The following is a 25,187-nucleotide window of genomic DNA, read 5'->3' on the forward strand; positions in this document are numbered from 1 at the left end:
CTCAGACCTCCGGGACCTGGACGGGGACGGTCCTGCCGCCGTCCTTCATGGATGCGATGACGGCCTCGGCCACGGCGGACGCCACCAGGCCGTCGTACGCGTCGGCCAGGGGTGACGGCTGTCCCGTGGCCACAGCGTCGGTCCACGCCTGGAGCTCCAGGCGGTAGGCGTCGGCGAAGCGGGGGCGCCAGTCGGCGGGGTAGCCGGTCGAGCGGGCGCGGGCCGAGTCGGAGACGAGCCGTGCCGGGTTGGTGAGGGCCAGAGTGCCGTGCTCGCCCGCCACCTCGCAGCGGATGTCGTAGCCGTACCCGGCGTTCAGGAACACCTCGACCGTGGTCAGCGTGCCGTCGGCGGTGCGCAGCAGCATCAGCTGGGGGTCGTGGAGGCCCGCCACCACCGAGGTGGAACGCCCCGCGTGCCAGCTGACCTCGGTGACCGGCGAGTCGAGCAGCCAGGGCACGGTGTCGAACTCGTGGATCGCCGACCCGGTGACGCTGAGCTCGTCGGTGCAACCGGGGGCGGAGGACACACCACGGCTGGTGCAGTGCACGAGCAGCGGGGCACCGCAGCTCCCCGCCCCGACGGCCGACTTGAGCTCGACATACGCGGGGTCGAAGCGGCGCATGAAACCGAGCGAGATCAGTCCCCCGCCGGCCAGTCGCTCCTCCCAGACGACCCGCACACACTCCTTGAGGGTCGGGGCGAGCGGCTTCTCGCACAGGACCGGCTTCGAGGCCCGCAGGGCGGCGACGCACAGGTCGGCGTGGGTGGTGTCGTGCGAGGCGATGACGACGGCGTCGACGTCCGGGTCCGCGATCAGTGCGTACGCGTCGTCGGTGGCCCGCGCGCCGGGCACGCAGCCGGCGACCAGGGCCGCGCGCCCCTTGTCGATGTCCGCGACGAGCGACACGTCGGCGCCGGAGACGTGCCGGTGGAGGGTGGTCACATGGTCAGCGCCCATGTTGCCCGCGCCGATCACCCCGATGCGCACGTTGCTCATACCAGGTTCACCCACGTCCCGCTCTGGGCGGAGCGCGCCATGGCGTCCACGACGGCCGCGCTGTGCACGGCGTCGTCGAGGGTGGCCCCGTGCGGGGTGCCCTCGGCGACCGAGCGCAGGAAGCGGTACGCCTCGATGACCTTCAGGTCGTCGTAGCCCATGCTGGTCGCCGCGCCCGGCTGGAAGGCGCCGTACTCGCCGTCGCCCGGGCCGACGTAGACCGTGCTGACGGGCTGGTCCTGATAGGTGGTGCCGCGGCTGACGCCGAGTTCGTTCATGCGGCGGAAGTCCCAGAACACCGCGCCCTTGGTGCCGTGCACCTCGAAGCCGTAGTTGTTCTGCTCGCCGACCGAGACCCGGCAGGCCTCCAGGACACCGCGGGCGCCGGAGGTGAAGCGCAGCAGGCAGTTGACGTAGTCCTCGTTCTCGACCGGGCCCAGCTCGCCGCCCGTGGCACGCGTGTGGCCCGCGGTGGCGCCGGTCGGACGGGCCCGCTCGGGAATGAACACGGCCGTGTCCGCGGTCAGCGATGCGATGTCACCCAACAGGTACCGGGCGAGGTCCGCGCCGTGCGAGGCGAGGTCGCCGAGCACTCCGCTGCCGCCGCGCTCCTTCTCGTAGCGCCAGGTCAGGGCTCCGTCCGGATGGGCGGCGTAGTCGCTGAAGAGACGGATGCGCACATGCGTGACGGTGCCGAGTTCGCCGGAGGCGATCAGGTCACGGGCCGTCTGGACGGCGGGCGCGTTGCGGTAGTTGAAGCCGACCGTGCCCTGGACGCCGGCCTTGGCCACCGCGTCGGCGACCGCGTCGGCGTCCGTGGCCGTGAGGCCGACCGGCTTCTCGATCCAGATGTGCTTGCCGGCCTTGGCCATCGCGACACCGATCTCCCTGTGCAGGAAGTTCGGCGCGGTGATGCTGACAGCCTGGACGCGGGGATCGGCGGCCACCTCACGCCAGTCACGGGTGGTCGAGGCGAACCCGAACTGCGCGGCGGCCTCCTCGGCCCGGCCCGGCACCTCCTCGGCGACCGAGACCAGCTGCGGCCGCAGGGGCAGCTGCGGGAAGTGGTGCGGGACCCTGGCGTACGCCTGCGTGTGCACCCGTCCCATCCAGCCGAACCCCACGACGGCGACGCCGAGCGTACTCACCATGACTGCCCCTCTTTGGACCGGTCCATTCTTGCTGGGCTCACAGTGAAGCCCGTTCCTCCACGTGTCAACCCTTTGACAGGAAGCGCAAGCACATGGAACGGTCCACCTATGAGACCTCCGACCATCCGCGACGTCGCCGAACGGGCCGGCGTGTCGAAATCACTGGTCTCCCTCGTGCTGCGCGGATCCGACCAGGTGCGCCCGGAGAGACGGCAGGCCGTGCTGGCCGCCGTGGAGGAGCTCGGCTACCGGACGAACGCCGCCGCTCGCAGTCTCAGCGAGCGGCGCACCCGCACGGTCGGCGTGCTGCTGAACGACATGCGCAACCCCTGGTTCGTGGAACTGCTGGACGGCCTCAACTCCCGCCTCCATGACGGCGGCCTGCGGATGCTGCTGGCCGACGGCCACCTCAACCGGCGCCTCGGCGAGGACCTCACCCGCACCTTCACCGAGCTACGGGTCGACGGTCTGATCGCCGTCGGCACCCTGCCGCCCTCCGAGGCGTTGCGCACCGCGGCGGCGCAGATCCCCACCGTCGTCGCAGGCGCGCGGGAGCCCGTGCTCCCTGTGGTGGACATCGTCGCCAACGACGACGAGCACGGCGCCCGCCTGGCCACCGAGCACCTCATCGGACTCGGCCATCGGCGCATCGCCCACATCGCCGGGCAGGGCGTCGTCGGCGACCTTCGCCGGCGCAGCTTCGAGGCGGTCATGCGCGAGCACGGGCTGGACGACACGGCGATCGTGGAGCAGGGCGACCTGACCGAGGAGGGCGGCTACCGGGCCACGGTCCGCCTCCTCAGCGCCCCCGAACGGCCCACCGCCCTGTTCGCCTTCAACGACATCGCGTGCGTGGGCGCCCTGTCGGCGGCCGAGGAAATCGGCCTCGACGTGCCGCGCGACCTCTCCCTGGTGGGCTACGACAACACCTATCTGTCCCGCCTGCGACACCTCTGGCTCACCACGGTCGACAACGCCAGCCATGACGTCGGCCGCCGCGCCGCCCAGCATCTCATCGACCGGATCGCGGACCCGGCCCGTCCGGGTACGACCGTCCTCGCCGCGCCGACACTCGAAGTGCGTGGCACCACCGCGCCGCCGAAGGACGACACGCCCTGACGGGGATGCGGGAACGGGCGGTGGACCACCGCCCGTCCGGCCCCGGAGCGAACTGGACGCCCTCGCCGAGCAGCCGTCGAAGCAGCTTCGTGAAATCCGGGCCGAGTGGGACGAACCGGGGATCGCAGAGCGGTGTTGAACCACCTAGCCGGATCGTCGTCCCGGACCTACGGTCATCGGCTTGGTTGCCGGCTGGCGGCGATGGGCTTCAGTTGACCGTGAACCGGGCACACCGTCGCGGCCACGGGCCGAGAGCGCCAGCCCGTCCCCGCCGTGATCGCGCGGCACGGGTCAGGGCACCAGCGGATTGTCCCGGGTGAGTTCGATGGTGTGCATCTGGCGGCGCAGCTGCGCGGGCAGGGAGGGCAGGTCGTTGTCGACGATGATGACCTGGTGTGGGCGGGTGTGCGGCGTGCCGTTGCGGGCGCCCGTGATGTGGTCGAGGAAGTGCGTGTACAGCCGTGCGATCAGCTGCTGGTCCTCGGTGCCGTATCCGACGTTCTTGCGCGGCGAATCGATGATCAGCAGGGACGGCAGATCGGTGGCTCCGGTGACGAGCGCGTGGCTGAGGAATGTCATCCGGTAGGCCACGTTGATCGCGGTGCGGACGCCGTGGCCGACCTTGGTGAGTTTGCCTGCCCTGACCTTCGGCAGGAGCGAGTGGTGATCGATGCGTGCACCGGGTTCGCCGGGCAGCGACAGACCGCCGATGATGTGTGCGAACTGCTCCTCGATCTCGGCCAGGGTGGTCTGGCGTCCGGATAGGAGGTTCTTGCGGGTCCTGATGTCCTCGCGCACCCCGCGCAGTTCTTCTTCTGCCGCGCGCAGCGCCCGCTGCAGTTCGAGCAGCCGCCGGTGCGGGTCGAGTTGCCGCTCAAGCATGCCGGTCCGGGTGCGGGCACCGGCGTGGGCGGCTGAGAGCTGTTCGATCTGCCCGGCCAGGGGCCCGGTCTCCAGGCGGGTCCGCTCCTCCAGCTCCGCCCGCGCCTGAGCGAGAGCCTCCCCGGTCTCACCGCTCTCCTTGGACGCCTCGACGGCCCGCTGCTGCGCCGCGCCCAGCGCGGCTTCGGCTGCCTGCACGGCCTCGTCCCACGCGCCGGGATCCAGGTCGCACAGGCACAGGCCGCAGGCTCCCTCGGGAACGATCCGGCCGGCCAGAGGCTGCGAGCAGGAGGGACAGCGCAGCACCGGGTCGGTGCCCGGCTGCTGCTGGGCACGCTGAACGGCCCGCTGGGCCAAGGAGAGCGCCGCCTGGGCTGCTTTCTCCTCTTCCCGGGCCCTGGAGTGCGTTCCCTCCAGGGCGGCGACGCGCTGGCGCAGCGGATCGGCGAAGGTGGTCGCGGCCCGCATGCGGCCCTTGAGTTCCTCCAGGGCCGTCAGCGTCTCGCGTTCTTCGCTCCGGGAGCGGGTCAGCTCCTCCTCCAGTTCCGCCGCGCTCCCGGTCAGGAATTCGCTGATCGTCTCGGTGCGGCGTTTGAACTGGCTGACGGTCTGGCTCAGGTCGTCTCGGCGGGCGGCCAGCACCCGCATCTCCGCGTCGATGAGTCCGAGCACGAGCTCGACGACCGTCTTGTAGGACTGCGCGGTGTTGGCCTGTCCGCGGACTGCCTCCGTGCCGTCGACCATGTCCTGGGAGAGGTGGTTCAAGGCGTAGAGCTGGGCGAAGGTGAGGCGTGCGCCGTTGCCGAGCAGTGCGATGGCGGTGGGCGGGGCAAACAGCTCGGACAGGCCCAGCAGGTCCAGCAGCACCTCGCCCACGACGCGTCGGCCGCTGTCCGGCTGCGCAGTGGCGTCGAGCAGTTCTTCGACCTTTCCGTCGTAGGGGCTGATCAGTTCGACGGTCCCGGTGTCGGCGACCGTGGAGCGCCGCAGGGCGATGTCCATGCCCTCGATCCGCAGGTGCACCGTGACGGACGTCAGCCGCTCGGAGGGCACCTGCCGCCAGTCCACCGGAAGGCCCAGCGGGTATCTGATGCAGTCGACCAGCGTGGTCTTGCCTGTGTCGATGGGGCCGTAGATACACACCACCGGATGGGCGAAGTCGAGGGTGCGTACCCCTCCGGTGGAGTTGATGACCACCTGCTTGACGAACAGATCCCGCGACATGGGCTTCCTTCCGCAGTTCACCGACACCGGGACAACGGGGAGGCCTGCTGAAGGAATCGAGGACGATGGCCGGATCGCCGGAAGGAGTGAGGGCCGCCGGCTCCGGGTCACCGCATGTTCGCCCCGCCGGTCGGCCGGGCCGCGGCTCGGCCGCGGACGTGCTCTTCCTGCTCACCGCATGCCCGCGCGGTCCATCGCGCGTGCTCCGCCGTGACGGGCAAGGGGATTGCCGTCGGGATGGTCCCGGATCCAGGACAGGCCGCCGATGTCGAGGCGTTGACGGGTGCGGGTGACGGCCACGTAGGCGAGGCGGGCCTCGGCGTCGTCGATGGGGCCGGGCAGAGCGCGGCCTGTGTCGTCTTGTGCCGGACTGTCCTGAGGCGGGCTGAAATCGTCGGCGATCTTGACGCGTGGCCATTCGCGGCCCTTGGCCTTGTGGGCGGTGGAGACGATCACGTCGGCATGCTCTTCGGGGGCGAAGCGGGCCACCGCGGTGAGGACGGCGTCGGTGCCGTGGGTGTCAACGAGATGGACGAACGGCTGCAGGTCGCGGCCGGCCGGGTCGTGAGCGGCGTAGTCCTGCAGTTCTCCCCAGGAGGGGAACAGGATCAGTTCGGGGTGGGTGGTGCGGCGGCCTTCCTTCAGGTCGCGGGCGGCCACGGCCAGGGCACGCAGGCTTTCGCCTCCTCCGGCCAGTCCGACGCGCTGTCCACCGGCCATCAGGTCCATGGCCTGGACCATGGCGCCGGCGTTGGTGCGGCACAGCACGGCGTCGGGCCGAAGGACAGGGCCGAGTTCGGTGGGGACGGCGGTGGTGCCGGTGAGGCGGAGCGGGGCATCGGCGATGGCCAGCCACCGGTTGGCTTCTTCGGCGAGGAGCGGTCCGAAGCGGAAGGACCGGGACAGGGCGAGCTGGGTGCCGTCGAATCCGGTCATGATGTCTTTGGCGCCGCGCCACTGGTAGATGGCCTGGGCGGAGTCGCCGACCATCACCAACTGGGCATGCTCGCGCTGACCCAGGAAGACCTGTTCGACGACGGGGTTGGTGTCCTGGGCCTCGTCCAGCAGCAGGAAGTCGGCGTCGATCTTCGGTCTCGTGAGAGCCCAGATCTTGAGGTAGTGGTCGTGGTCGAAGCGGACCGCACCGTCGTCCGGGTGCAAGGCCAGCTCGATCACTTCGGTGGTGAAGGTCTCCGGCGCCCGTTCCGCCAGCGCGGTCAGCCGACGCAGCGCACCGTCGCAGGCCGCCTTGTCCCGTTCCGTACCGGGCTCCTGGTCCAGGACGCCGATATCGTCCAGCGCACCGGCCATCGCTGTGTCCGATGACGCCTGCGTACCCCGGCGGTGCTCGGCGCGCTGCTCCCACGCGTGGTGCCGTCGTGCGGTTTCGGCTCGCTCGGTTTCCTCTGCTCTGACCGCGGCTTCCCTGCGTTCGTCCATGACCGTGGCGAGGTTCGGCACATCGCCCGTGGGACGGCGGTGAACGCACCCCACGCAGTGCTGTTCGTAGAACTCGCCGGCAATCCAGTCCAGGTTCCCGCTGGCACTACCGTGCGCTACGAGGCAGCCCACCTGCCGCATGTTGATCGGCAGGCCGGTGGCCGCCTCGGCTATTCCCTGGCCACCGCACTCGGTGAACGTCATGTTCAGACAGTGGCGGCGGGCCATCTCCACGGTGACGGCGTTCCTGCGGCCGGTCCTGACCGCATCCTCGAAGATTCGCTCTGTCTGACTGTCCACCCCATCACTGTCTCAGGCACCACTGACAACGCCGACCGCCGTTCATTCCGCCCTTGTGCGCTTCGTGCTGTCTGCCCGCACCGCCTTCGCTTTTCAGGTCATCCCACGGGCGGTACTGCGCCGCACCGTCACGGGGCCGACGCAGTCCGCGTCGGCCATCGGCCCGGTGATGATCACGACGTCTCCGGTGGCGGCAACATCGCGCTGCAATGTGGGCTCCGACGACTGGGAGCCGTCGCAGAAGCGGCTCGTGTCCGGGAACCAGGTCATCAATGCCTCATCGGGCAGCCGCAGCTCGGGGTGCGCCGGGGCACGGGAGTGAAGAGTGGACGTCGTGGTGAGCTGCAGTCCGCCTGCGCGTCGCACCGGGTCTCGACAGCATCGGGTATCGGTATCTCGGCCTGGTCCTGAGCATCGCGGACCTGCAGGGTGTGGGGCTGCAGGACGAAGATCGCCATCAACGAAGTGCCCGCCCACCGCCTGCGGTTGCCTCTCGCCGATGCCCGGGAGGCGCGGCGGCAGCGGGGATGTGGTGGTAACTCATCGCGTCTCTTCCTGTCCTCTTGCCCGCTCGGGATGCGCGGCGGCCAGGGGTCACTGGTGTTCACACCCCGGCGGTGGGAAAGTCACGAACCCGCCGTGCGGCGGCAGATCTTCCGGTAGGAGGAGCGAGCAGGCCCGGCTATCGTCAGCCTTGACGTCACGGGCGCCTCCACCGACTCGAACTCGCCAGCGCTGTAGGCCTTCTGGAGGAACTACGCCAAGGGCACCATGGAGTAGCGGCACGGGCAAGGTGGTGGCCGCCTCCTGTATCCCGTACGCCTCTTACAGTCGCCCCCGAGGGGGTGGGCGCGATAGAAACCGGGGCATGGGGTTGAAGAAGGTGTGGTCGGCCGTGATGGCTGTGCTGGGCGTGGCCGGGCTGGCGGGGGTGCTGGCCCTGATGTTCACTCCGCTGAGCTGGCGCCTGGCACGCTGGCTGGCCGGGCAGGACTGGCCGTTGATGGACGCCGCGGCCCGGTCTGCGGCGGTGGGGCAGTTCCGGCTGGCCGTGGTGCAGGCCGTTGCGGGCGTCGGTGCCGGCATCGCCCTGATCTATACCGCCCGGTCCTACCGGCTGAGCCGTCGCGGGCAGGTGACGGACCGTTTCACGAAGGCGCTGGAGCGGCTGAGTTCGGATGAGCCGTATGTGTGCATCGGGGGTGTTCTGGCGCTGGAACAGATCGTCCAGGATGCCCCTGACCAGGGAAGGCATGCCGCGCGGGTGCTGAATGCGTTCGTGCGCCGCCATACGCAGCCTGCCGGTGCGGCGGGCGGTCTGGCGTCCGTACAGCTTCCGGGGGAACCCGACGAGATGGTTCAGGAGGCGCTGCGGGCGCTCACCGCACCTGGTTCACGGCGTCGAGGAGGTTCCTGGCCGCCGGTCGATCTCGCGGGGCGTCATCTCGCGAAGGCCCGCCTGCCGGGAGCTGACCTGCGGAGGGCTCTTCTCAGGGGGACGACGCTCAAGGGCGCCGTTCTGTGTCGGGCGCGACTCGACGGTGCGGACCTGGCGGATGCCGATCTGGTGCGAGCGGACCTGTCCGACGCGCGGGGGCTGACGGTCGAGCAGGTTCTTGCGGCCCGCGGTCTACACGACTGTGTGCTGCCGGAGCCCGTGCGCAGTGATCCCCGGGTCGTGGAGCGTGTCAGCCGGGGTGAGTGACGCCGGTGGCTTCCGCAGGGCTGCGTGTCAGGCTTCCAGAGCCCAGTCCGCGACGTGTTCGGGAAGCCTGTCCAGGACGTGTGTACGGGTGGTCAGTTCGCGCAGGTTCTGCCAGAAGCGTCGTCTGACCTGTTCTGGTGTCATGCCGCGGAGTTCGGCGAGCCGTTGTTCGAGCCGGTCGATGTGGCCGGGGCGTGATGCGCCGGTGGTACGTCGGCTGGCCGGGAAGTCGGTCTCCGGCAGCAGACGTGTCAGGGGCAGGGAGGTCAGGATGTCGTCGGGCATGGCGGCGTTGACAGAGAAGTAGGCGCCCAGGTCGATGGCGTGTCGCCGCTCGGTGGGGCTGCCGAGGAACCAGTGCAGGATCATTCCGGGGTGAGGCTGGTCGGTCAGCAGGTCGAGGAGGGGGCCAGTGCGTCCGGTGCTGTGCAGCGACAGCAGAACGGGCTGGTCGTGAGCGGCCTCAAGGATCTGGGCGAGTACGGTGCGTTGCCGCTCGAGGTTGCCTCGGCGGTCGAGGCCGACTTCCCCGATGAGGCAGCTGTGCCGCAGGGTGGCACGGAACTGCTGCAGGTCGAAGGCGTCGAGCGCTTCGGGTACGCCGGGGTGTACGCCGGATCCCCACATCAGGCGCGCGTCACGGCGTCGGCAGGCGCGGTGTGCTTCGGCCGGGGTGCGGGTGACGGCGAAGACGACGGCTCCGTGCAGGGCGTCGATCTGCGCGGGGGTCACATCGGGTGCGATGTGGGCGTGGCAGTCGAGCGGTGGCAGTTCGTCAGGGAAGGGGGACATCGTTCAACTCCTGCAGGCCTCGTTGGCACAGGTCCACGACGGCGTCGAGGTCGGTGTCGGGGGGAAGTTCACCGACGGCGAGGATGTCGGTGTCGTCGATGCCGCGGACGATGGCCTGCCGTACGTCGTGGACGTCCTTGCGACGGTGGTCCAGCAGCAGCTGGCGCGCGCTGCCAGTGAGGTGATCAACGAGGTAGGTGGTTGCGTCGTGGTGGGGGCCCGCGGTGAATGATCCCCTGCGGACCAGGCAGGCCAGGCACAGCCCGCAGTTGAGGGTGGGGTCCCCGCCGGAGTACCAGTTGCCATCGAGTTTGCTGCACGAGAGAGTTCCCGCCCCAGCCTGCAGCAGGGACTGGCCCGCACGGTCCAAGGCTCGCGCCAGGAGCTGTCCCTTGGTGAGGTAGGCGTAGGGGTTGGCCACCGTCACGGGGATGTCCAGGCTCGCCAGGAGCTCGTTGATTCGGGCGAACGTACCCGGGTGGGTCGAGCGGGTGGACAGGGCACCGCCCCGGGCGGCGGTCAGGGGCGGGTTGATGCTGGTGAAGCCGTTCTCGGGGACGGTCACCTGCGGGCTCGAAGCGCCGGCGGCGACTGCTGAGGCCAAGGCGGCGAACAGCAGGCTGCGGCTGCGTGAGGAGGATTCCGCGGCGGAATGGGTCTGGCAGAGCTTCACGCTGAGGTGGCGCAGCGGCTGCCGCGCACGGTCATTGAGCCAGGCACTGGTCTGCTGCTGGGCGTGGCGGATGACGGTGCTGCCGTCGTAGTGGCTGAGGTGGATGCGCTCTGCCGTGTCCCCGAGATGGTCCGCGGCGCCGCACAGGGAGTCAAGTCCGCCGCTGAGGAGCATCACGTCGTCGGCGTCGGCCACGGGTGCCGGGCGGTGGTCGCCGGGGGCGGCGGGTACGGCGTGCAGGTGCCAGGCGTCGCCGGTGAGCCAGGACAGCAGTTCTTCGGCGAGCTGGCCGGACGCAGCGTTCCAGGGGTCGGGGGCGACGGTGTGGACGGTGAGGTCGATGGTGCGCGTGAAGGTGGTGAGGGGACGGCGGATGCTGCGGTCGGCGAGGTAGGCGGAGGCGGCGATGCGGACGAGGTCGGCGGCGGCTGCCGGTGCGGGGCCCAGGAGGTCGAGGTCCCAGCCGAGTGTGCAGGTGACGGCCGGTGTGGGGCTGTGGGTGCGGGTGCGGGGCCAGTGCAGGGCGGTGGCGGAGGGCTCGTGCTGCTGTCCGTCGTGCGGCAGTACTTCGTAGGCGGTCGTCATGAGCGTCCTGCGCGCAGAATGCGCAGTGCCTCCCTCGTCACTCTCGCTGCTGTGGCGGTGAATTCCTTGACGGTCATGCGTCGCGTGTCGGGCACAGAGATGTGGCGTACTTTGCGCTGCAGCCAGGACCGCAGCCAGCCCTGTTTGCGGACAGCCTCCTCCGGGGTGAGGTTGTCGCTGGCTTTTTGGGACTGGAGCTCGACCAGGCCGAGTTCGTAGATCCATTCGGCGACGAGGCCGCGCAGGCTGTCTTCCGGGGTGGGCGGCTCGGTGGCGAGGAGGACGTCTTTGACGTGCTTGACGGTGGCTCTGCGCAGGGCCGCCTCGTCGGGGTGTCCGGCGTCGCCGAGGACGGCCTGCAGGATGCGGGAGATCTGGGTGCGCCGTGGCAGGCTGTTCAGCTCGGTGAAGTCTAGGCCGAGTTCACGCAGTTGCGCGGCATCGCCGTTGCGCAGGGCGTAAGCGCCCGCGAGGGCCGCGGCACCGCGCGAGGAACCCTTGAGTACCTGGCGCTGCGATCCGCCGCCGACACGGCCCGGGCCTGCCGCTCCCCCGGCCCCTCCTCCCCCGCCGCCGCTGCCACGGGCCGGGGCGATCAGGGCGGAGAGCGGATAGCCTCCGGCGGGCACCGTGCCGTGGTCCGCGTCGTCCTTGTTCAGCGCGTTGGCCAACGCCTGCACAACGTCGTCGAGGAGCTGCTGCTGACTGTCGGGCAGGTCTGTGGTGTCCGGGGAGTTGGCGGATCCCGTTCCGGTGGCGGGCAGGGCGTCGAAAGCGTCATGGGCCGCGCTCCACTCGGCGGAGCCGCTGCCTCCGTAGGAGCCCGAAGTGCCCATCAGGGTCCCTCCTGTTCCAGCTTGGCCGCTTCCCTCACCATCGGGTCGATGTCCGTCGCCTCTGCCAGGCGTGCCGCCAGGTCGCGCAGTTCCCCGCTGTCGCTGTCGGCGATGTCCAGGGCGGAGGCGGGAGTGAGGTTGCTGCGCATGTCCCACAGGCCGTCGGCGATGCGGCGGCGCAGATCCTCGGTGGCGTTCGCGATGTACAGGAGGGACTCCACGAGCGGCTCGCTCTGCTGTTCCCGGCGGCCGCGCTCCAGCAGGGCCTCGACGACGGCCTGCTGCTCCGTGACCGGGCGGGCCGTCACCTCTTGCTGCGCGGTGCGCCGGTGCGGCTCCGACTGGCCGGCGAGGTGAGAGACCCAGGTGACCTGCTCCTGGGTGAGGGAGGCGGCCGCGGTGAGGCTCACCAGGGAGGCGGCCAGGCTGAGATAGGGGCCGATCGGGGCCGTGGTGAGATCGGGTTCGGACGCGGCCCAGTGCCTGCTCGCCTCACTGACCTGGTCCGGTCTGTCGTCGCGTTCCCCCTTCCCCCAGGCCTGCCAGTGCGCGAGGAGTTCACTGCGGGCGGCGTCCTGGAGTTTGACGAGGGTTTCGAAGTCCTTGCCCGGGCTGTCTTCCAGCAGCATGAGCTTGACGATCACCGAGGGGTCGATGCTGATGCCCTGGCTCTCGGCGATCCGGGTCCGCAGGGCGAACGCGTTGAGGAAGCGTTTGATGCTGCGTGGGCTTCCGGACCGGTCGGCCGACAGGCCGGTGGCCAGCCGGTCGGCCAGGGCGAGCGAGGCCACGTCGGGCTGCCACGGAAGATTCTGCAGGTCCGACAGGACCGGGGACTGCCCCGCGGCACGCCGCTGCTGGGCGTGCTCGACCAGTCGTGTGTAGTGCTCCGGCGAGCACTCGTGGGCCGAGAGCAGCAGCGTGATGAAGGTGGCTGCCTCGTCGGCGCCGATCCGCGGCAGCGACAGCGGCACCTGGACGATCTTCTCCAGGTAGCGGTGGGCGAACCGCTCGCTCCGGCCCGTGGCGTCCAGGCTCGCTGCGATCGACTCGCGCACCATGTCCTGGTCCGCCGCCAGGACGAACGCGACCTTCTCCACCGACAGGAAGAGCTTGATGGCCTCCAGCGTGGCCATCACCGCGTCGGGCAGACAGCGGTCCAGGTCGTCGACGAGCACGACCAGGCGCTTGAGCTGTGTCAGGTCCTTGAGCAGACTGGCGAACTCCTTCCGGAAACCCGCCAGGCTCCTGGGATCGCTCTTCGAGCGGGGTGTGAGGGCCTCGACCAGGTCTGCGGACTGAGCGACCAGCGATCCCTTGGACAGGCTGGCCGCAACGCGTGACCAGCTCACCCGTTCAAGAAGCCCATTGATCCTGTCCGGCAGGCCGTCCTGCGCCTTGTAGGCCGTCAGAAGATCCTGCAGGACTTCACCGATCACGCCGCCACGCACATCGAACTGGTCGTCGAACTCCCAGGGATCGAGACGGATCACCCGGTAACCGTCTTGCCCGTCCAGCTCCTTGTGCAAAAGTCGCAAAACCGTCGACTTCCCGCCGCCCCAGGGCGCGGCTATCCCGATCGTCACAGGGTCCAGGTACGGGATCTCGAGCGTGGTCACCACCGTGTCGACGATGGATGCGAAGCCCAGCAGGTCCACACCCGTGGGATTGTCGTCCCACAGTCTCATTTCGCTCATCACACGCCCCCCAGCCTGCTGCAGCGCTCCGCCGGCGCCACGCGCACGCGCAATCGGTGGCCGGGCCCCGGCCAAGCGGCCCCACAGGCCGCCTCACGTACCGCTGACTCCTGTGCCGTCAACGCCCCAGCGCCGTCCGGGAGCGAATGTCCCTGACCACAACGCGCTACGCCCCCTCTTCGGCCGTCATACTTACCACAACAGCAGCAATGGCCACAGCAGCTGACACGCCGTGACAAACATCTGCCCTGTCGCAGGATCACTCCGTACCCTCCCAGCGCCGACGCCGGAAGCTCCCTGAGCCCGGCCAGGGCTCTCACTCAGCTGGGAGGCTCAGCCGCCCCGAGCATCCGGGGCGCGCGCCCCTGCGTAGAGCACCGACCTGCCTCGTGAGACGCGGAAACTCAGCTCCGCCGGCAGCGGCAGGCCCGCGACCGCCGCCATGCTGAACTTCTACGCCAAGCACGGCGGTACGACCGACGCGCGCCTGGGGGCACATCCGTCGAGAGCGCGCCCGCTCCACGCCGTAACACGGGCGACGGGACGACGAGGACAGAGGGCGCCCACAACCTGAAGATCAACTACGACGCGGTCACATCTGGCACCCAAGCCAAGAAACTATCTGTCTAGTTACGACATCTTCCGTCTATTCACAGCATCACAGGTGAGATGCCCAGTCAGCCTGCCATCCAGCAACGCACCTGATGAACCACAGCAGTTCAGATGCCATACCAGTCAAGATCACAACATCATCTCTGAACTCTAAGCACAGCAGGTCAGCAGCGCTCTCACGTCGTAACTACATAGAAGATCGACAGGCCCGGAGGACTCATCAGAGTCTTGGAGAACCGATCAACTGACCCCATCTTTTCTGTGCAGCTCGACTATGAGTGGAACAATCCGAAAGCCGCGGCGAGGCTGGCAAAGGCACACCCCGGTGATTCGCTCTCCGCCATCGCCGAAGAGCAAGGCGTGGTTGACGGCTGGCGGAAGCTGTTTTGAACCGCTCCGGGATCAGTGGAGGCTGTATGCGCTGACTCCAGCCGCCGGTTGGGGCTGGTGTTGAGCGTAGTGGTTGGTTTCGTGCTCGTGGGGCGGGATGTCTCCGATCGCGGTGTGGAGGCGCTGGTTGTTGAACCAGTCGACCCATTCCGCGGTGCCGAGTTCGACGTCGGCGAGGCCGTGCCAGTGCCTGCGGGGCTTGATCAGCTCGGTCTTGTAGAGGCCGATCTGGGATTCCATGAGCGCGTTGTCCAGGGCGTCGCCGACGGTGCCGATCGAGGCATCGATACTCGCCTCGATCAGGTGCGCGGTGAACGCGAAAGACGTGTATTGACTGCCGGCATCCGAATGATGAACGAGCCCCGGTCCAGCGGGAGTTCCGGCGCGGTCGCGGCGCCATAGGGCCATGTCGAGGGCGTCGAGGACGAGCTTGGCCCGCTTGCTGGTGGCGGCGGACCAGCCCACGATCCCCCGGGAGAACACGTCCACGACGAACGCGACGTAGACGATCCCGGACCAGGTGGCGACATGGGTGAAGTCCGCGACCCATCTTTCGTTCGGCCGGGACGCTGTGAAGTCGCGTTGCAGCAGGTCAGCTGCCCGATCATGGCCGTCGTCCCGGACGGTGGTGCGAATCTTCTTCCCTCGCCGGGCGCCCTCCAGGCCCAGGTCGCGCATCAGCCGGGCGACGGTGCAGCGGGCCACCGGTATGCCCTCGCGATGTAGTTGCCGCCAGACTTTCCTGACCCCGTAGACGCTGAAGTTGTCCGTGTGGACGCGGCTGATCTGCGTCTTCAGTTCGGTGTCGCGGACTGTTCGGGTGCTGGGTGTGCGGTTCTTCGCCGCGTAGTAGGTGCTCGTCGCGATCTTCAGTCCGTGGCTGGTCAGGACTCGGCAGATCGGCTCGACTCCGAACACCTTCTTGAACTCGTCGATGAACGCTACGAGCGCTTCGACGGCCGGTCGAGCTCGGCCGCGAAGAAAGCCGAGGCCGCCTTGAGGATCTCGTTCGCCCGCCGCAGTTCGGCGTTCTCCGCCTTCAGGCGCTTGATCTCTGCAGCCTCGTCCGAAGTCACGCCTGGACGCTGGCCGGCATCGACTTCGGCCTTGCGGACCCAGGTCCGCACCGTCTCGGCGGCACCGATCCCGAGCCTCGCGGCGACCGCCTTCATCGCGGCCCACTCGGTCGGGTAATTCGGGCGGACCTCCGCGACCATGCGCACCGCACGCTCACGAAGCTCAACAGGATAAGGGGACGGACGTGCCATGACTCGATCCTCTCAGGGAATCGAGCCTCCATCAGACCCGGAGCGGTTCATTTCGAGACGGCGCCGCCGGCCAACCTACGTACACCCAGATTTCTCTTGAGGAGATGTTCCTGGCTGCGAAAGCCCGCTTCGTAGGGCAGATCCCTCCCTGCTCGCGGGTAGAAGTGAAACCCCCCGTGGCCGACGTTGACCTGCTCTTCATCGATACCCAGGGAAGACGCTGGGTGCGCACCAACCGGGGCGTTCTTCGTCCGGAGGAACCGGAGTCGTTCAGCGATGCATCGATGTACAGCGAGGCCGGTCTTCTTCAGATAACACCCCCGAAGGTGGCCAAGACCGAATGTGACAGAACAGAGAAGTCTTGACGGGCGTCGCGCTCCAGCCAGTCAAAGCAGCTTCGGCGAATCCCGCCGACGTTCTGCCTGGCGTGACCGTGAGCTGCCAGGATTCTTCAGCTCCTAGAGAAGAGGGCAGCAAGAGTGCCCGACCCCTGTCAGCGGTCGTCCGGTTCGGGGTATCGCTGACGGCGCCGGTCCGGGTCGCCGAGGTGGCTCGGGTCGGCTGGCAGGTGGATGTAGATCTCTCACGGCGGGACACCTTTGAGTGTGGCCCGCTCGGAGGGTGGGAACATCCGGTTTCCCGCTCGCTCCAGAGCCCGCAGCACTGCCAGTTCCGGTGCAGCCGCACTGTCCAATGTCGTCGCCATCGCAATCGGGTCCATTTGTTCGAGTAACGCCTCTAGCAGCGCTCTCCCCAGAGCCCTGCCGACCTGGTTGATCCCGGCCTGACGCTAGTGTTTTGAGTCGTTAATTCGTGTGCAGTATGCGGCGAGGGTGTCGAGGATGTCGTCGGCGGGTTTCGTCCAGACGAATGGCTTGGGGTTCTTGTTCCACTCGTTGATCCAGCCGCGGATGTCCCGTTCGAGTTCGACGACACTGCGGTGGGCCGAGCGCCGGAGCTTGCGGCAGGTCAGCTCGGCGAACCAGCGCTCGACGAGGTTGATCCAGGACGCCGAGGTGGGGGTGAAGTGCAGGTGGAAGCGAGGGTGACGCAGTAGCCACTTCTTGACCGGCTGGGTCTTGTGAGTGGCGTAGTTGTCCAGGACCAGGTGGAGTTCGAGATCCTGGGGGACAGCGGCGTCGATGACCTTCAGGAAGCGGAGGAACTCCTGGTGGCGGTGGCGGCGGTAGTGCTGGGCGATGACCGAGCCGGAGGCGATGTCCAGGGCGGCGAACAGGCTGGTCGTGCCGTGCCGGACGTAGTCATGGGTCATCTTCGCTGGCGTGGTCGGCGCCATCGGCAGTACGGGCTGGGTTCGGTCCAGTGCCTGTATCTGCGACTTCTCGTCCACCGCCAGGACCAGGGCATTCTCGGGCGGGGCGAGGTAGATGCCCACCACGTCGCGGACCTTGGTCACGAACTGCGGGTCGGTCGACAGCTTCCAGGTCTCCACGATGTGCGGCTTGAGGCCGAATGCCCGCCAGATCCGCGAGACTGCCGACTGCGACATCCCCGCCGTCCGGGCCATCGAACGCGTCGACCAGTGCGAATCGCCCGTCGGTGGCGCCTGATCCAGCGTCCTGGCGACCAGGGCTTCGACCTGCTCGTCCGTGATCTTTCGCGGCGCCCCCGAACGCGGTCGGTCCACCAGGCCCTCCAGCCGGTCCGCGGCGAACCGGGACCGCCACTTGCGTACGGTCTCCCGCGAGACACCCAGATCCTGCGCGACCTGCGCATTCGGCCGGCCCTCCGCGCACGCCAGCACGATCCTTGACCGCAGCACCAGTGCCTGAGACGCCGTCTGCTTGCGCAACCAGCCCCGCAGCACCCTGCGTTCGTGATCGGACAACTCCAGCGACAGCGGCTTCGGACCAGGCATCACCCCACCCTATAACCGCCCGCGAACTTCCGACTCAGGACACTAGCTGTCAAGATTTTTCATGGGCTTGGGCTCACCGCGCTAGGCCACGCTCGGCCTTGTCTGAAACGTCAGCCAGTCGTGGTACCCGCGCCAGACGGTCCGGCGCGGGTACCACGAGGTCGACACTGCGGGAGGCTGACGGCTCCCTCCGTCTGCAAGCACGTCTCCAGGCCGGGTGCTGCACGACGCCGAGTTCGGCCAGGAGCCACTCCCGTCCCCCAGCCCGGACTCCTCGCCCAGCCGACCGTGCCGCAGTCCGCGGCACTGGCGCTCGTGGAAGTCGGCGAAGTTTCCGCACGAGCCTTCCGGACGACTCGGAGGAGGCGATCACACAGGTGCGCGAGGTGGCGGGCACCGGCGAGTTCACCATCGATGAGATCCTCGACGAGGCGACCAGCGCAGCCATGACTGCCGGGGTGCTCGCGCCGAAGGAGAGTGAGTGCGTGCCCGACCCGAGCACTGCCGCTGAGCTGATGGAGCCAGAATCACCCACACCAACATCGCCACCCCCTGCCTGTCCGACGCTCTGACCGCGGTCGGCGTGAGCATGCGGCGCTCGTCGCTTATCAGCGCCGGGCCCGCGGGTCCTGCCCGATCACGTTCGGAGCAGGACCCGCTGCTGGTCGGCAGCGAGTCAGGAAGCCTGTGGCCTATGGGTGCGGGGAGAAATGCGGTGCGCTCCGCGTATTTCCGTGGTGTCCTTCCCGGAGCACGACTTCACCTCAGTTCGACGGAGTACGAGGCGCCGGGGAACTCCCATCCGTCGGTGCCTTCGCCGATGTCCTCGACGATGACGTCGTCGATGAAGTGATCCTCGAACTCGTCGTCGGTGAGTTCGTCGGCGAGCCAGAGTTCTTCGATCGCGTCCCAGTTGCCCCGGCTGCCGTCGATGCGCAGAGGCGCGGCGTCCACGGTGCCGCGGGTGCGTTCGTCGTCTCCGGTTTTGACGACGCCGCTGATCTCGTACTGGCCGTCCGTGATGTGGTGGGGGATCGGGTCGGCGGGGACGATGGCGACGTTCTCGTACGCGGTGTGGATGATGTCCAGGTAACTGCGGCGGACGTTGTACTCCGCGTCGGACAGCCAGCTGATGAGCGTCTTGGCCGTGACGTGAAGACCGGCGTCCGCCAAAGCCTGCTGCCCGCGACGGGTCGCGGTGAGCTGACTGAGCTGGGCGTGCCAGTGCTTGGCGGTGTACGACGACAGCCGGTGGCGGGGGGTGACCTGGGTGCGCAGAAGGTCGTTGAGGGCGGCGCCCAGGGATCCTCCGTGGCCGGTGGGGCCGGCCATCAGTCGTCACCTTCGAGGATGGTCTCGCCGGACTGGACGAACGTGCGCTTCACTTCGCCGAAGCCGGTGCCGATCCGGTACGTGGACGGCGGGGTGCCGGGCGGAGTCCAGAAGATGGCCTGGTCGACGTTGCGCAGGGCGACGAGTGTGTGGCCTTCCTCGACGGCCTTGAAGGCGACGGTCCAGTGGCGGACGGATGCCTCGGCGACCATGCTCATGCGCCAGTCCGGCCGCCAGAACGGGGAGCGCTGTGCGGGGCGTTTGGGCCACAGCAGGCGCAGCGCGATCGACAGCCGGGTCTTGTATGCCTTGTAGGGGTCGCCGCCGACCTGGACGAGTTCGGTGCGGGCCTTGCGGGTGGCCTCGTAGAAGGGCTTGAAGAGGGACTCGTTGGCCTTGCCGGTCCAGGAGTCGTGGATGGCCGGCATGGCGGCGAGGTGGTTGTCCCGGACGAGCTTCAGCAACTGCTTGATGTGGGGGGTCGTGACCCACACGTGGCCGTTCTCGTCGGGGCGGTCGATGATCCGCCCCAGGGGGTGCGGCATGTCGGTGCGGTTCCACTCCGGGATGTCGATGAGGTAAATGCCGGCGCCGGCCTTGTCGTATGCGTCAAGCGGGCCGGTGTGCAGGAGCTTGTTCGGGGCGAGGGGAACGGCCGAACAGGCGGAGGGGAAAGACCCGTTGCGGTCGATCAGGCACAGCACGCCCTCCCCGAAGGAGTCGGGCACGTCGAGCTGGTCGCGGCGCACCCGCTTGCCGTTCTCCCGGATGTGGGGAACGCGGGTGGCGGTGACGTCGGGGTGGACCCAGCGGGGCTCGCCGTCCATGTGCTCGGTGATCAGCGGCCACGGGCCGCTGTCCCGCTCCTCCTTGCGGATGACGGAGATCGGGTGCATTTTCGAGCGGCCGACCGAGTCCTTGAGGATCTTCAGGGCTGGGAAGAGGTGGCCCTCGGGCTCGTCCTCCTCATCCCCCGGCGCCAGACCGTCCTCACCGTCTTCCGCTACCTCATCCTGTCCCTGGCCGCTGTCTGCCAGGGTGTGCACAGGGGCACCGGCAGCAGCGGCCTGACCGGCGCTTCCGGCAGTGTCGGCGGACATGGGCGTGCTGAAGGGCCGCAGTGCGGCGGCGAGGCGGTGCCCTTCGTGGGTGTCCGGCATCTCCGCTACCGCTGCGGCGGCCTGGCGCAGCGACGGCAGGATCTCCTTCAGGGCGTCCTGGTCACCGCCCGCGACCGCGGTCCGCCATGCCGCCAGTTCGTGGGTGAGGGCGGCGGGGATCCCCTGGTGTCCGCCGGAGGTGTAGGGAAGGGCGGCTTCTGCCAGTTCCAGCGCCGCGGTTCCCGTTCCGCCGGTGGCAGGCGCGAGACCTGAGCCCGCCGGGCTGTGGGCGCGGTCGGTGGGGCCGGTTCCTGCGTCGAGGAAGCGGGCGTGGAGCAGGTCGGGCTGCAGGTATGCCGAGCCGAGCGTGCCGAAGTCGCGTTCGGTGACCGTCACTTGGACCTTGCCCAGGTCAGCGGTCGCTGTGAGCGTCACGACGACGTCGGCGTCCAGGAGTGCCAGGAGCGTGGGGTCGTCGCTGTCCACGACGGCGAGGACCGGTACGTGGAGGGTGCGTGCGAGGCCGGCCAGGACCTGGGAGGCATCGGGGAGACGCTCTCCGGACAGCGGGAGGCGGGCGCTGTGGGCGGCCTGGAGGCGGTCCACGACCACGAGGGCCAGGCCCTGCATGTGCGGCGCGGTTTCCGCGATGTCCTCGGCCCTCAGGTTGGTGCCGTCATCGATCATCAGCAGGTCGCCCGCCTGGACCAGTTGCCGGGCGACCTGCTGCTCCTGCTCGGTGAGGCGGCCCTGCTTCAGGCGCGGGTAGTCGCCGCCGGTCTCGGCGGAGATGATCCGGCGGAAGATGTCGTCCCGGTTCGGTCCTGACGCCGCATACAGGACCGTGCGATGGTCGACGAGCGCGGTCTGCCGTGCGGCGGCAAGACCCAGCAGGCTCCCGCCGACGTTCGGGGCGGCAGCGACGAGCGTCAGCCGGCCCGGCTGCAGACCGCCTGTCGCGGCGTCCAGGCCGGGCAGCCCGAACAGGGGTCCGCCGACCGGGCCGTCGGTGAGTACGGAACCGATGGCGTCGCCCAGCGTGGCGAGCCTGCGCGGCGCGTTGCTGCGGTCCTGATTGCCTTGGCTGTTCACCGCACCTCCTGCGGGCGCCGCGCCGGTGTGCGCGGCCATGTCGGACGAGAGGGCATTTGAGGCGGGGTCGGCGGGAAGCAGCACCGCGACCGGCGTGGTGTTGCGAAGGAGGACCTGCGGTTGGCCCTTCGCTGCCAGCGTGACGAGGTCGCCGAAGTCCTTCTGCGCCGTGCTGAGTACGTGGGCCGGGAAGGCATCGGTCTTCCGGGCTGCTGGGAACCGGTCCAGCGGCGCGAGCAGAGCGCGCACCTTGTGCTTGGTGATCACCGTGGTGCGCCCCTCCTCTTCGACGAGCTTCACCAGCGAGTACAGGTGGGTCCGTGCTGCGGACGCGCTGACGGAGCTCTCTTCCTGCGGCGACTGACTCACTCACCCTCCTAGAACGCTAAACTCCCCGTTATGGTAGCAAATTCCACTCACTCAATCTGTATAGTCACTAAATTCTTCGAGAATATCACTCGTTATTGGCGACTTAGTGGTAGGAGTTGACGGGCCGGGCTGCCCCAGAGCCGATCAATAGCCGACAGCACGGAGGCCGGGACCCGGGTCCCGGCCTCCGCTCTGCACCGTCCGCAGACGATCACACCCGCCGAACCGGCGGGCTCAGCTCCCCGTCGCCGATTCCTGCTCTTCGGGCGCTTCCTTGTACGCGACGTGCCCGATGGCGGAGTGGGCCGTGCTCAACCTGGCGTGGAGCGCACCCGCGAGATCCTTCGCGTTGCCGGAGGCCTCCGTGAAGCGCTGCAGGACGTCGTCGAGAGGCTCGCCCCGATAGTCGCTCCTCAGCAGGTCCTTGTCCTCCAGGCGCTGCACGGAGGCCTCGATCAACTCGATAGCAGTCCTCATCTCACCGGCGCAGCGGGTGAGATAGCTGCAGCGCGGTACGCCTCCAGCGGGCTGCCCTCGGACGGCCTCCGGGGTCTGCTCGACAGGGTTCCCGGCGTCCGGGAGCTGATCGTCGCCCTGACGGCGGTTCATGCCCTGCCTATGACGCAGATCCGCCGGCTGCGGCTAAGCCGTGTTTTAGAACTCGCTGATCTGCTTGGTTGGCCGTCCGGGGAAGTCGCGGGCGGCCATCCAGATGGTGAGGTCGCGGGCGATGTCATTGATACTGGTCGCCGTGGTGACCTCGTGTTCGTTGCGGGTGGTGTCACGGCGGACGATCTCGTAGCCGCCTTCATCGAGGACGGCGACTGAGGTGAACCAGGCGGGGTCGTCCTCGTCGGGCTGGACGACGACGAAGGTGTTGTCGGAGTTGTTGAGGTCGCTGATCATCATGAACAGCGCGTCCTCGGAGGGGTCGTCGATGCAGTCGCCGTTCTCGCTGTCGGCGCCGTAGTACTGAGCCCCCATCGCTGTCTCTCCCTCGCCCTGTCGACCCTGGCCGCGGTCAGCATGGCATGAGGAACCGACAGCTCAGGCCGGTCATAACCATTCGCTGATCGCGGCGATCAGGACGGTGGCTTCGAAGCGGACGGCGAGTTTGTCGAACCTGGTGGCGACCGCACGGTTGCGCTTGAGCCGGTTGATTCCACACTCGACCGCGTGCCGGGCCTTGTAGTCCTCGCGGTCGAAAGCCGGAGGCCGCCCGCCGGCCTGCCCGCGTCGCTTGCGGTTGGCGGCCTGGTCGGCAGGCTCCGGGATCGTGCAGCGGATTCCCCGCTTTCGCAGGTAGGCCCGGTTGGCTCGCGACGAGTACGCCTTGTCGCCCCGCACTCGCAGGGGGCGGACACGCGGACGGCCGGGCCCGATGCGGAGAACCCGAATGCCTTCCAGGACGGCGGCGAACTGAGGACTGTCACCACGCTGGCCTGCGGTGACCAGCAAGGACAGCGGCCGCTGGCCTTGTTCACAGGCCAGATGAATCTTGGTGGTGAAGCCGCCCCGTGACCGGCCCAGGCCGTGATCGTCGGGCTCGATGCGGGTGCCGCCCGGCGGTTCCTTCTGGACCTGTCCGTCACGGCGGGCGCCTGCGGCGTGCTGATGGGCCCGGCAGATCGTGGAGTCGACGTTGACCTCCCATGTGATCAGCCCTGCCGCATCCGCACGGGCCTGCAGTCGGGTCAGCAGTTCGGGCCAGGTGCCGTCGCGTTGCCAGCGGCGGAAGAGTCCGTAGACCGTCTGCCACGGCCCATACTCCTGCGGCAGATCTCTCCACGGAGCACCGGTCCGCACCCGCCACCGGATCCCATCGATCAGCCTCCTCCGCCCCACCGCCGGCCGGCCCAACACCGCGACCGGCAGCAACGGCTCCAGCGCCGCCCACTGCTCGTCAGAAAGATCCCCTCGCCCCACACCGTGATCATCACGGCGCAGGGCGAACAACGAAGCCCATTTCTAAAACACGGCCTAGAGGACCTGGATCGGGCCCGCGGTCAGCTGCGGGTCCGCCGCCAGGGCCGCATGGAGCGCGTGGTCTATCTCGACGAACTCACCATGCACCTGGCGACCGCCTGGATCATCGAGCGCGCGAGCGATGGCCTGAGAAGCCGTTGCTCTATCGATCTTGGTGAGCGTGAGTTCGAGGTCGTCGACTCGGTCGGGTGATCTCTTGGTTGGCCGCGCATGAAGGTGGGGCCTCCCGCACAGCTCGTGGGTGTCGAATCCAGCCGAGCAACAGGAGGCCCCTGGTGCTGCAGTCTTCCGTGCGGACGTGGATGTCGTCCAACTCGGCTTCCCTGTCGTGTGATTGTCTCGCTCACCAGTTCGGGAACGCCGCGGACAGGCCGCACAGGCGTCCGAGGTATCCGTCGGACATGAGCGATGCGGAATGGGCGGTTGTGCGTGACGCGATGCCGGTGCCGGGCTGGCTGGAGGGCCGCGGCGGGCAGCCTGAGGGCTACTGCCACCGGCAGATGGTGGACGCGGTGCGCTATCTCGTCGCGGGCGGCATCGCCTGGCGGGCGATGCCCGCGGACTTTCCCGCGTGGGACCGCGTCTACGCCTTCTTCCGGCGCTGGCGCGACAACGGCCTGACCTCCGAGTTCCACGACCGGTTGCGCGACCGTGTCCGCGGGGCCGCGGGCCGCGATCCGGAACCGACGGCCGGTGTCATCGACGCGCAGTCGGTGAAGGCATCCGCGTCGGTGCCTGCCGCGACCAGGGGATTCGACGGCGGGAAGAAGGTCAACGGCCGCAAGCGGCACATCGTGGTGGACACCCTCGGACTGCTGCTGGCCGTGACGGTGACCGCGGCCTCGGTCACCGACCGGGACGCGGGCCTGACGCTGCTGGCCCGGCTGCACGAGCGGCACTGGCGCATCACGCGGGTGTGGGCCGACGGCGGCTACACCGGACAACTCGTCGACTTCACCCGCGAGGTCCTGCGCGTCGCATTGACCGTGGTCAGACGCAGCGACAACACCAGCGGCTTCACCGTGCTCCCCAAAAGGTGGCTGGTGGAACGCACGTTCGCCTGGCTGATGCACTCACGCCGCCTGGCCCGCGACTACGAGGCGCGCGTCGACACCTCCGAAGCGGTGATCCGGTGGTCGATGAGCATGGTCATGAGCCGCCGGCTCGCGCGGCGGGCACGCTGAACAGGCCCGGCCGTTCCTCCGTCAGCCAGCCCCGCGCGACCAGGCGCTTCGCCTTCGACCGCACTCCTTCGACCTTCGCCGGGACCGGCTCCAGCCCGAGAGCCGCTGCGAGTTGACGGCAGTCCATCGCCTCCCAGCCCGCGCCGTTTCCACCGGCCAGGATGTCCGTGATCCGCCGGTAGTCCGGTGCCAGAACCATGGGCGCGAGTCCTTCCTCCCAGTGCGGCACCACCGAACGGGGCACCGCGGCCGTGACCTGCACCGGCCGTTCGCCGGCCACCACAGCCTGCGGAGTGTCCCCGGCCTTGCGGGGCTCACCCAGGACCTCGCCCACCGTCTCGCGGGCGATCACGAACCGCTCCCACACGGCCTCCGCCTCGCGCAGTTCGGCCTGCAGAGCCTCCACCCGCTGCCGAGCGGCGCGTTCACGCTCCTCCAGCAACCCCATCACCGACGGCATCCCGGCACCTCCACCGAAGAGACGACACGACATCTCGTCCCTGCCGCCGAAACACCACCCCTACACCGCACCAGCGGAAACGCGCCCGGGACTCTCGGAAAGACAACGGCT

General features: G+C 68.7%; 23 protein-coding genes and 1 pseudogene. 7 read left to right on the top strand and 17 right to left on the bottom strand.

Annotated elements, in window-relative coordinates:
* Position 1 precedes the first annotated feature (1 nt).
* Together SGFS_RS00620 and SGFS_RS00625 are read right to left on the bottom strand one after the other, a co-directional pair.
* On the bottom strand, positions 2 to 1,000 hold the full coding sequence (locus SGFS_RS00620; RefSeq protein ID WP_286246755.1) for a Gfo/Idh/MocA family oxidoreductase: 999 nt from the start codon (positions 998 to 1,000) through the stop codon (positions 2 to 4).
* Positions 997 to 2,151 (bottom strand): Gfo/Idh/MocA family protein, encoded by a 1,155-nt coding sequence (locus SGFS_RS00625; protein ID WP_286246757.1) that lies wholly within the window; start codon positions 2,149 to 2,151, stop codon positions 997 to 999. Before SGFS_RS00625 ends, SGFS_RS00620 begins: the two co-directional genes overlap by 4 nt.
* Before the next feature lie 108 nt (positions 2,152 to 2,259).
* Between SGFS_RS00625 and SGFS_RS00630 the strand changes: the two genes are divergently transcribed.
* Positions 2,260 to 3,270 (top strand): LacI family DNA-binding transcriptional regulator, encoded by a 1,011-nt coding sequence (locus SGFS_RS00630; RefSeq protein WP_286246758.1) that lies wholly within the window; start codon positions 2,260 to 2,262, stop codon positions 3,268 to 3,270.
* Between the two features lie 291 nt (positions 3,271 to 3,561).
* Here SGFS_RS00630 and SGFS_RS00635 read toward each other — a convergent pair whose 3' ends face one another.
* From SGFS_RS00635 to SGFS_RS00645, 3 genes are all read right to left on the bottom strand, one after another.
* Entirely contained in the window at positions 3,562 to 5,376 is a 1,815-nt protein-coding gene (locus tag SGFS_RS00635) for an AAA family ATPase (protein WP_286246759.1), read from the bottom strand.
* 171 nt (positions 5,377 to 5,547) lie between these two features.
* On the bottom strand, positions 5,548 to 7,116 hold the full coding sequence (locus SGFS_RS00640) for a UvrD-helicase domain-containing protein (protein WP_286246761.1): 1,569 nt from the start codon (positions 7,114 to 7,116) through the stop codon (positions 5,548 to 5,550).
* Positions 7,117 to 7,209: 93 nt separating this feature from the next.
* The gene (locus SGFS_RS00645; RefSeq protein WP_286246763.1) at positions 7,210 to 7,482 is read right to left on the bottom strand and encodes a hypothetical protein; all 273 of its coding nucleotides are present in this window, start codon (positions 7,480 to 7,482) and stop codon (positions 7,210 to 7,212) included.
* Between the two features lie 502 nt (positions 7,483 to 7,984).
* Between SGFS_RS00645 and SGFS_RS00650 the strand changes: the two genes are divergently transcribed.
* The gene (locus tag SGFS_RS00650) at positions 7,985 to 8,821 is read left to right on the top strand and encodes a pentapeptide repeat-containing protein (RefSeq protein WP_286246764.1); all 837 of its coding nucleotides are present in this window, start codon (positions 7,985 to 7,987) and stop codon (positions 8,819 to 8,821) included.
* Positions 8,822 to 8,848: 27 nt separating this feature from the next.
* On the opposite strand, the gene SGFS_RS00655 is transcribed toward SGFS_RS00650, so the two are convergent.
* Genes SGFS_RS00655 through SGFS_RS00670 form a run of 4 tightly spaced genes read right to left on the bottom strand, consistent with a single transcriptional unit; the run spans position 8,849 to position 13,404 of the window.
* A complete protein-coding gene (locus SGFS_RS00655) occupies positions 8,849 to 9,613 on the bottom strand; it encodes a TatD family hydrolase (RefSeq protein ID WP_286246765.1) in 765 nt (254 codons plus the stop codon).
* Positions 9,597 to 10,871 carry a hypothetical protein gene (locus SGFS_RS00660; RefSeq protein WP_286246766.1) on the bottom strand — a complete coding sequence of 425 codons (1,275 nt, stop codon included), beginning with the start codon at positions 10,869 to 10,871 and terminating at the stop codon, positions 9,597 to 9,599. The genes SGFS_RS00655 and SGFS_RS00660 overlap by 17 nt, the downstream gene beginning before the upstream one ends.
* Positions 10,868 to 11,707: a hypothetical protein gene (locus SGFS_RS00665; protein WP_286246767.1), complete on the bottom strand. Its 840-nt coding sequence runs from the start codon at positions 11,705 to 11,707 to the stop codon at positions 10,868 to 10,870. The genes SGFS_RS00660 and SGFS_RS00665 overlap by 4 nt, the downstream gene beginning before the upstream one ends.
* The gene (locus tag SGFS_RS00670) at positions 11,707 to 13,404 is read right to left on the bottom strand and encodes a KAP family P-loop NTPase fold protein (RefSeq protein ID WP_286246769.1); all 1,698 of its coding nucleotides are present in this window, start codon (positions 13,402 to 13,404) and stop codon (positions 11,707 to 11,709) included. Before SGFS_RS00670 ends, SGFS_RS00665 begins: the two co-directional genes overlap by 1 nt.
* 873 nt (positions 13,405 to 14,277) lie before the next feature.
* Between SGFS_RS00670 and SGFS_RS00675 the strand changes: the two genes are divergently transcribed.
* Positions 14,278 to 14,406, top strand: a complete 129-nt coding sequence (locus SGFS_RS00675; protein ID WP_286246772.1) for a hypothetical protein — start codon at positions 14,278 to 14,280, stop codon at positions 14,404 to 14,406.
* Positions 14,407 to 14,418: 12 nt separating this feature from the next.
* Here SGFS_RS00675 and SGFS_RS00680 read toward each other — a convergent pair.
* Positions 14,419 to 15,674 (bottom strand): IS3 family transposase gene (locus SGFS_RS00680; RefSeq protein ID WP_286246774.1). Its coding sequence is split into 2 segments (ribosomal slippage): positions 14,419 to 15,392 and positions 15,392 to 15,674, totalling 1,257 coding nucleotides; the frame shifts between segments, so codons are not numbered across the junction.
* Between the two features lie 176 nt (positions 15,675 to 15,850).
* Between SGFS_RS00680 and SGFS_RS00685 the strand changes: the two genes are divergently transcribed.
* Positions 15,851 to 16,039 (top strand): hypothetical protein, encoded by a 189-nt coding sequence (locus tag SGFS_RS00685; RefSeq protein ID WP_286246776.1) that lies wholly within the window; start codon positions 15,851 to 15,853, stop codon positions 16,037 to 16,039.
* Positions 16,040 to 16,464: 425 nt separating this feature from the next.
* Here SGFS_RS00685 and SGFS_RS00690 read toward each other — a convergent pair whose 3' ends face one another.
* Entirely contained in the window at positions 16,465 to 17,553 is a 1,089-nt protein-coding gene (locus tag SGFS_RS00690) for an IS630 family transposase (protein WP_286246779.1), read from the bottom strand.
* 377 nt (positions 17,554 to 17,930) lie between these two features.
* Between SGFS_RS00690 and SGFS_RS00695 the strand changes: the two genes are divergently transcribed.
* Entirely contained in the window at positions 17,931 to 18,125 is a 195-nt protein-coding gene (locus SGFS_RS00695; RefSeq protein ID WP_286246782.1) for a hypothetical protein, read from the top strand.
* A 187-nt stretch (positions 18,126 to 18,312) separates the two neighbouring features.
* Here the strand turns inward: SGFS_RS00695 and SGFS_RS00700 are convergent, their stop codons facing one another.
* The 5 genes and pseudogenes from SGFS_RS00700 to SGFS_RS00720 form a co-directional block, all read right to left on the bottom strand.
* The gene (locus SGFS_RS00700; protein WP_286246784.1) at positions 18,313 to 18,885 is read right to left on the bottom strand and encodes a hypothetical protein; all 573 of its coding nucleotides are present in this window, start codon (positions 18,883 to 18,885) and stop codon (positions 18,313 to 18,315) included.
* On the bottom strand, positions 18,885 to 21,446 hold the full coding sequence (locus tag SGFS_RS00705; RefSeq protein WP_286246787.1) for a DnaB-like helicase C-terminal domain-containing protein: 2,562 nt from the start codon (positions 21,444 to 21,446) through the stop codon (positions 18,885 to 18,887). The genes SGFS_RS00700 and SGFS_RS00705 overlap by 1 nt, the downstream gene beginning before the upstream one ends.
* 234 nt (positions 21,447 to 21,680) lie before the next feature.
* Positions 21,681 to 22,055, bottom strand: coding sequence for a hypothetical protein (locus SGFS_RS00710; protein ID WP_286246789.1), 375 nt, complete (start codon positions 22,053 to 22,055; stop codon positions 21,681 to 21,683).
* 45 nt (positions 22,056 to 22,100) lie between these two features.
* Positions 22,101 to 22,474 (bottom strand): annotated as a pseudogene (locus SGFS_RS00715) (hypothetical protein).
* 28 nt (positions 22,475 to 22,502) lie between these two features.
* Positions 22,503 to 23,372, bottom strand: a complete 870-nt coding sequence (locus SGFS_RS00720) for an IS5 family transposase (protein WP_286246791.1) — start codon at positions 23,370 to 23,372, stop codon at positions 22,503 to 22,505.
* 3 nt (positions 23,373 to 23,375) lie between these two features.
* On the opposite strand from SGFS_RS00720, the gene SGFS_RS00725 reads away from it, so the two are divergent.
* Together SGFS_RS00725 and SGFS_RS00730 are read left to right on the top strand one after the other, a co-directional pair.
* Positions 23,376 to 23,624: a hypothetical protein gene (locus tag SGFS_RS00725; protein WP_286246792.1), complete on the top strand. Its 249-nt coding sequence runs from the start codon at positions 23,376 to 23,378 to the stop codon at positions 23,622 to 23,624.
* A gap of 209 nt (positions 23,625 to 23,833) precedes the next feature.
* Positions 23,834 to 24,616, top strand: coding sequence for an IS5 family transposase (locus tag SGFS_RS00730; protein WP_286246794.1), 783 nt, complete (start codon positions 23,834 to 23,836; stop codon positions 24,614 to 24,616).
* Here SGFS_RS00730 and SGFS_RS00735 read toward each other — a convergent pair.
* Positions 24,582 to 25,076 (bottom strand): hypothetical protein, encoded by a 495-nt coding sequence (locus SGFS_RS00735; RefSeq protein WP_286246796.1) that lies wholly within the window; start codon positions 25,074 to 25,076, stop codon positions 24,582 to 24,584. The two genes, SGFS_RS00730 and SGFS_RS00735, sit on opposite strands and share 35 nt — an antisense overlap.
* Positions 25,077 to 25,187 lie beyond the last annotated feature (111 nt).

This window comes from Streptomyces graminofaciens (assembly GCF_030294945.1).
In the GTDB taxonomy this organism is placed as follows: Bacteria; Actinomycetota; Actinomycetes; order Streptomycetales; family Streptomycetaceae; genus Streptomyces; species Streptomyces graminofaciens.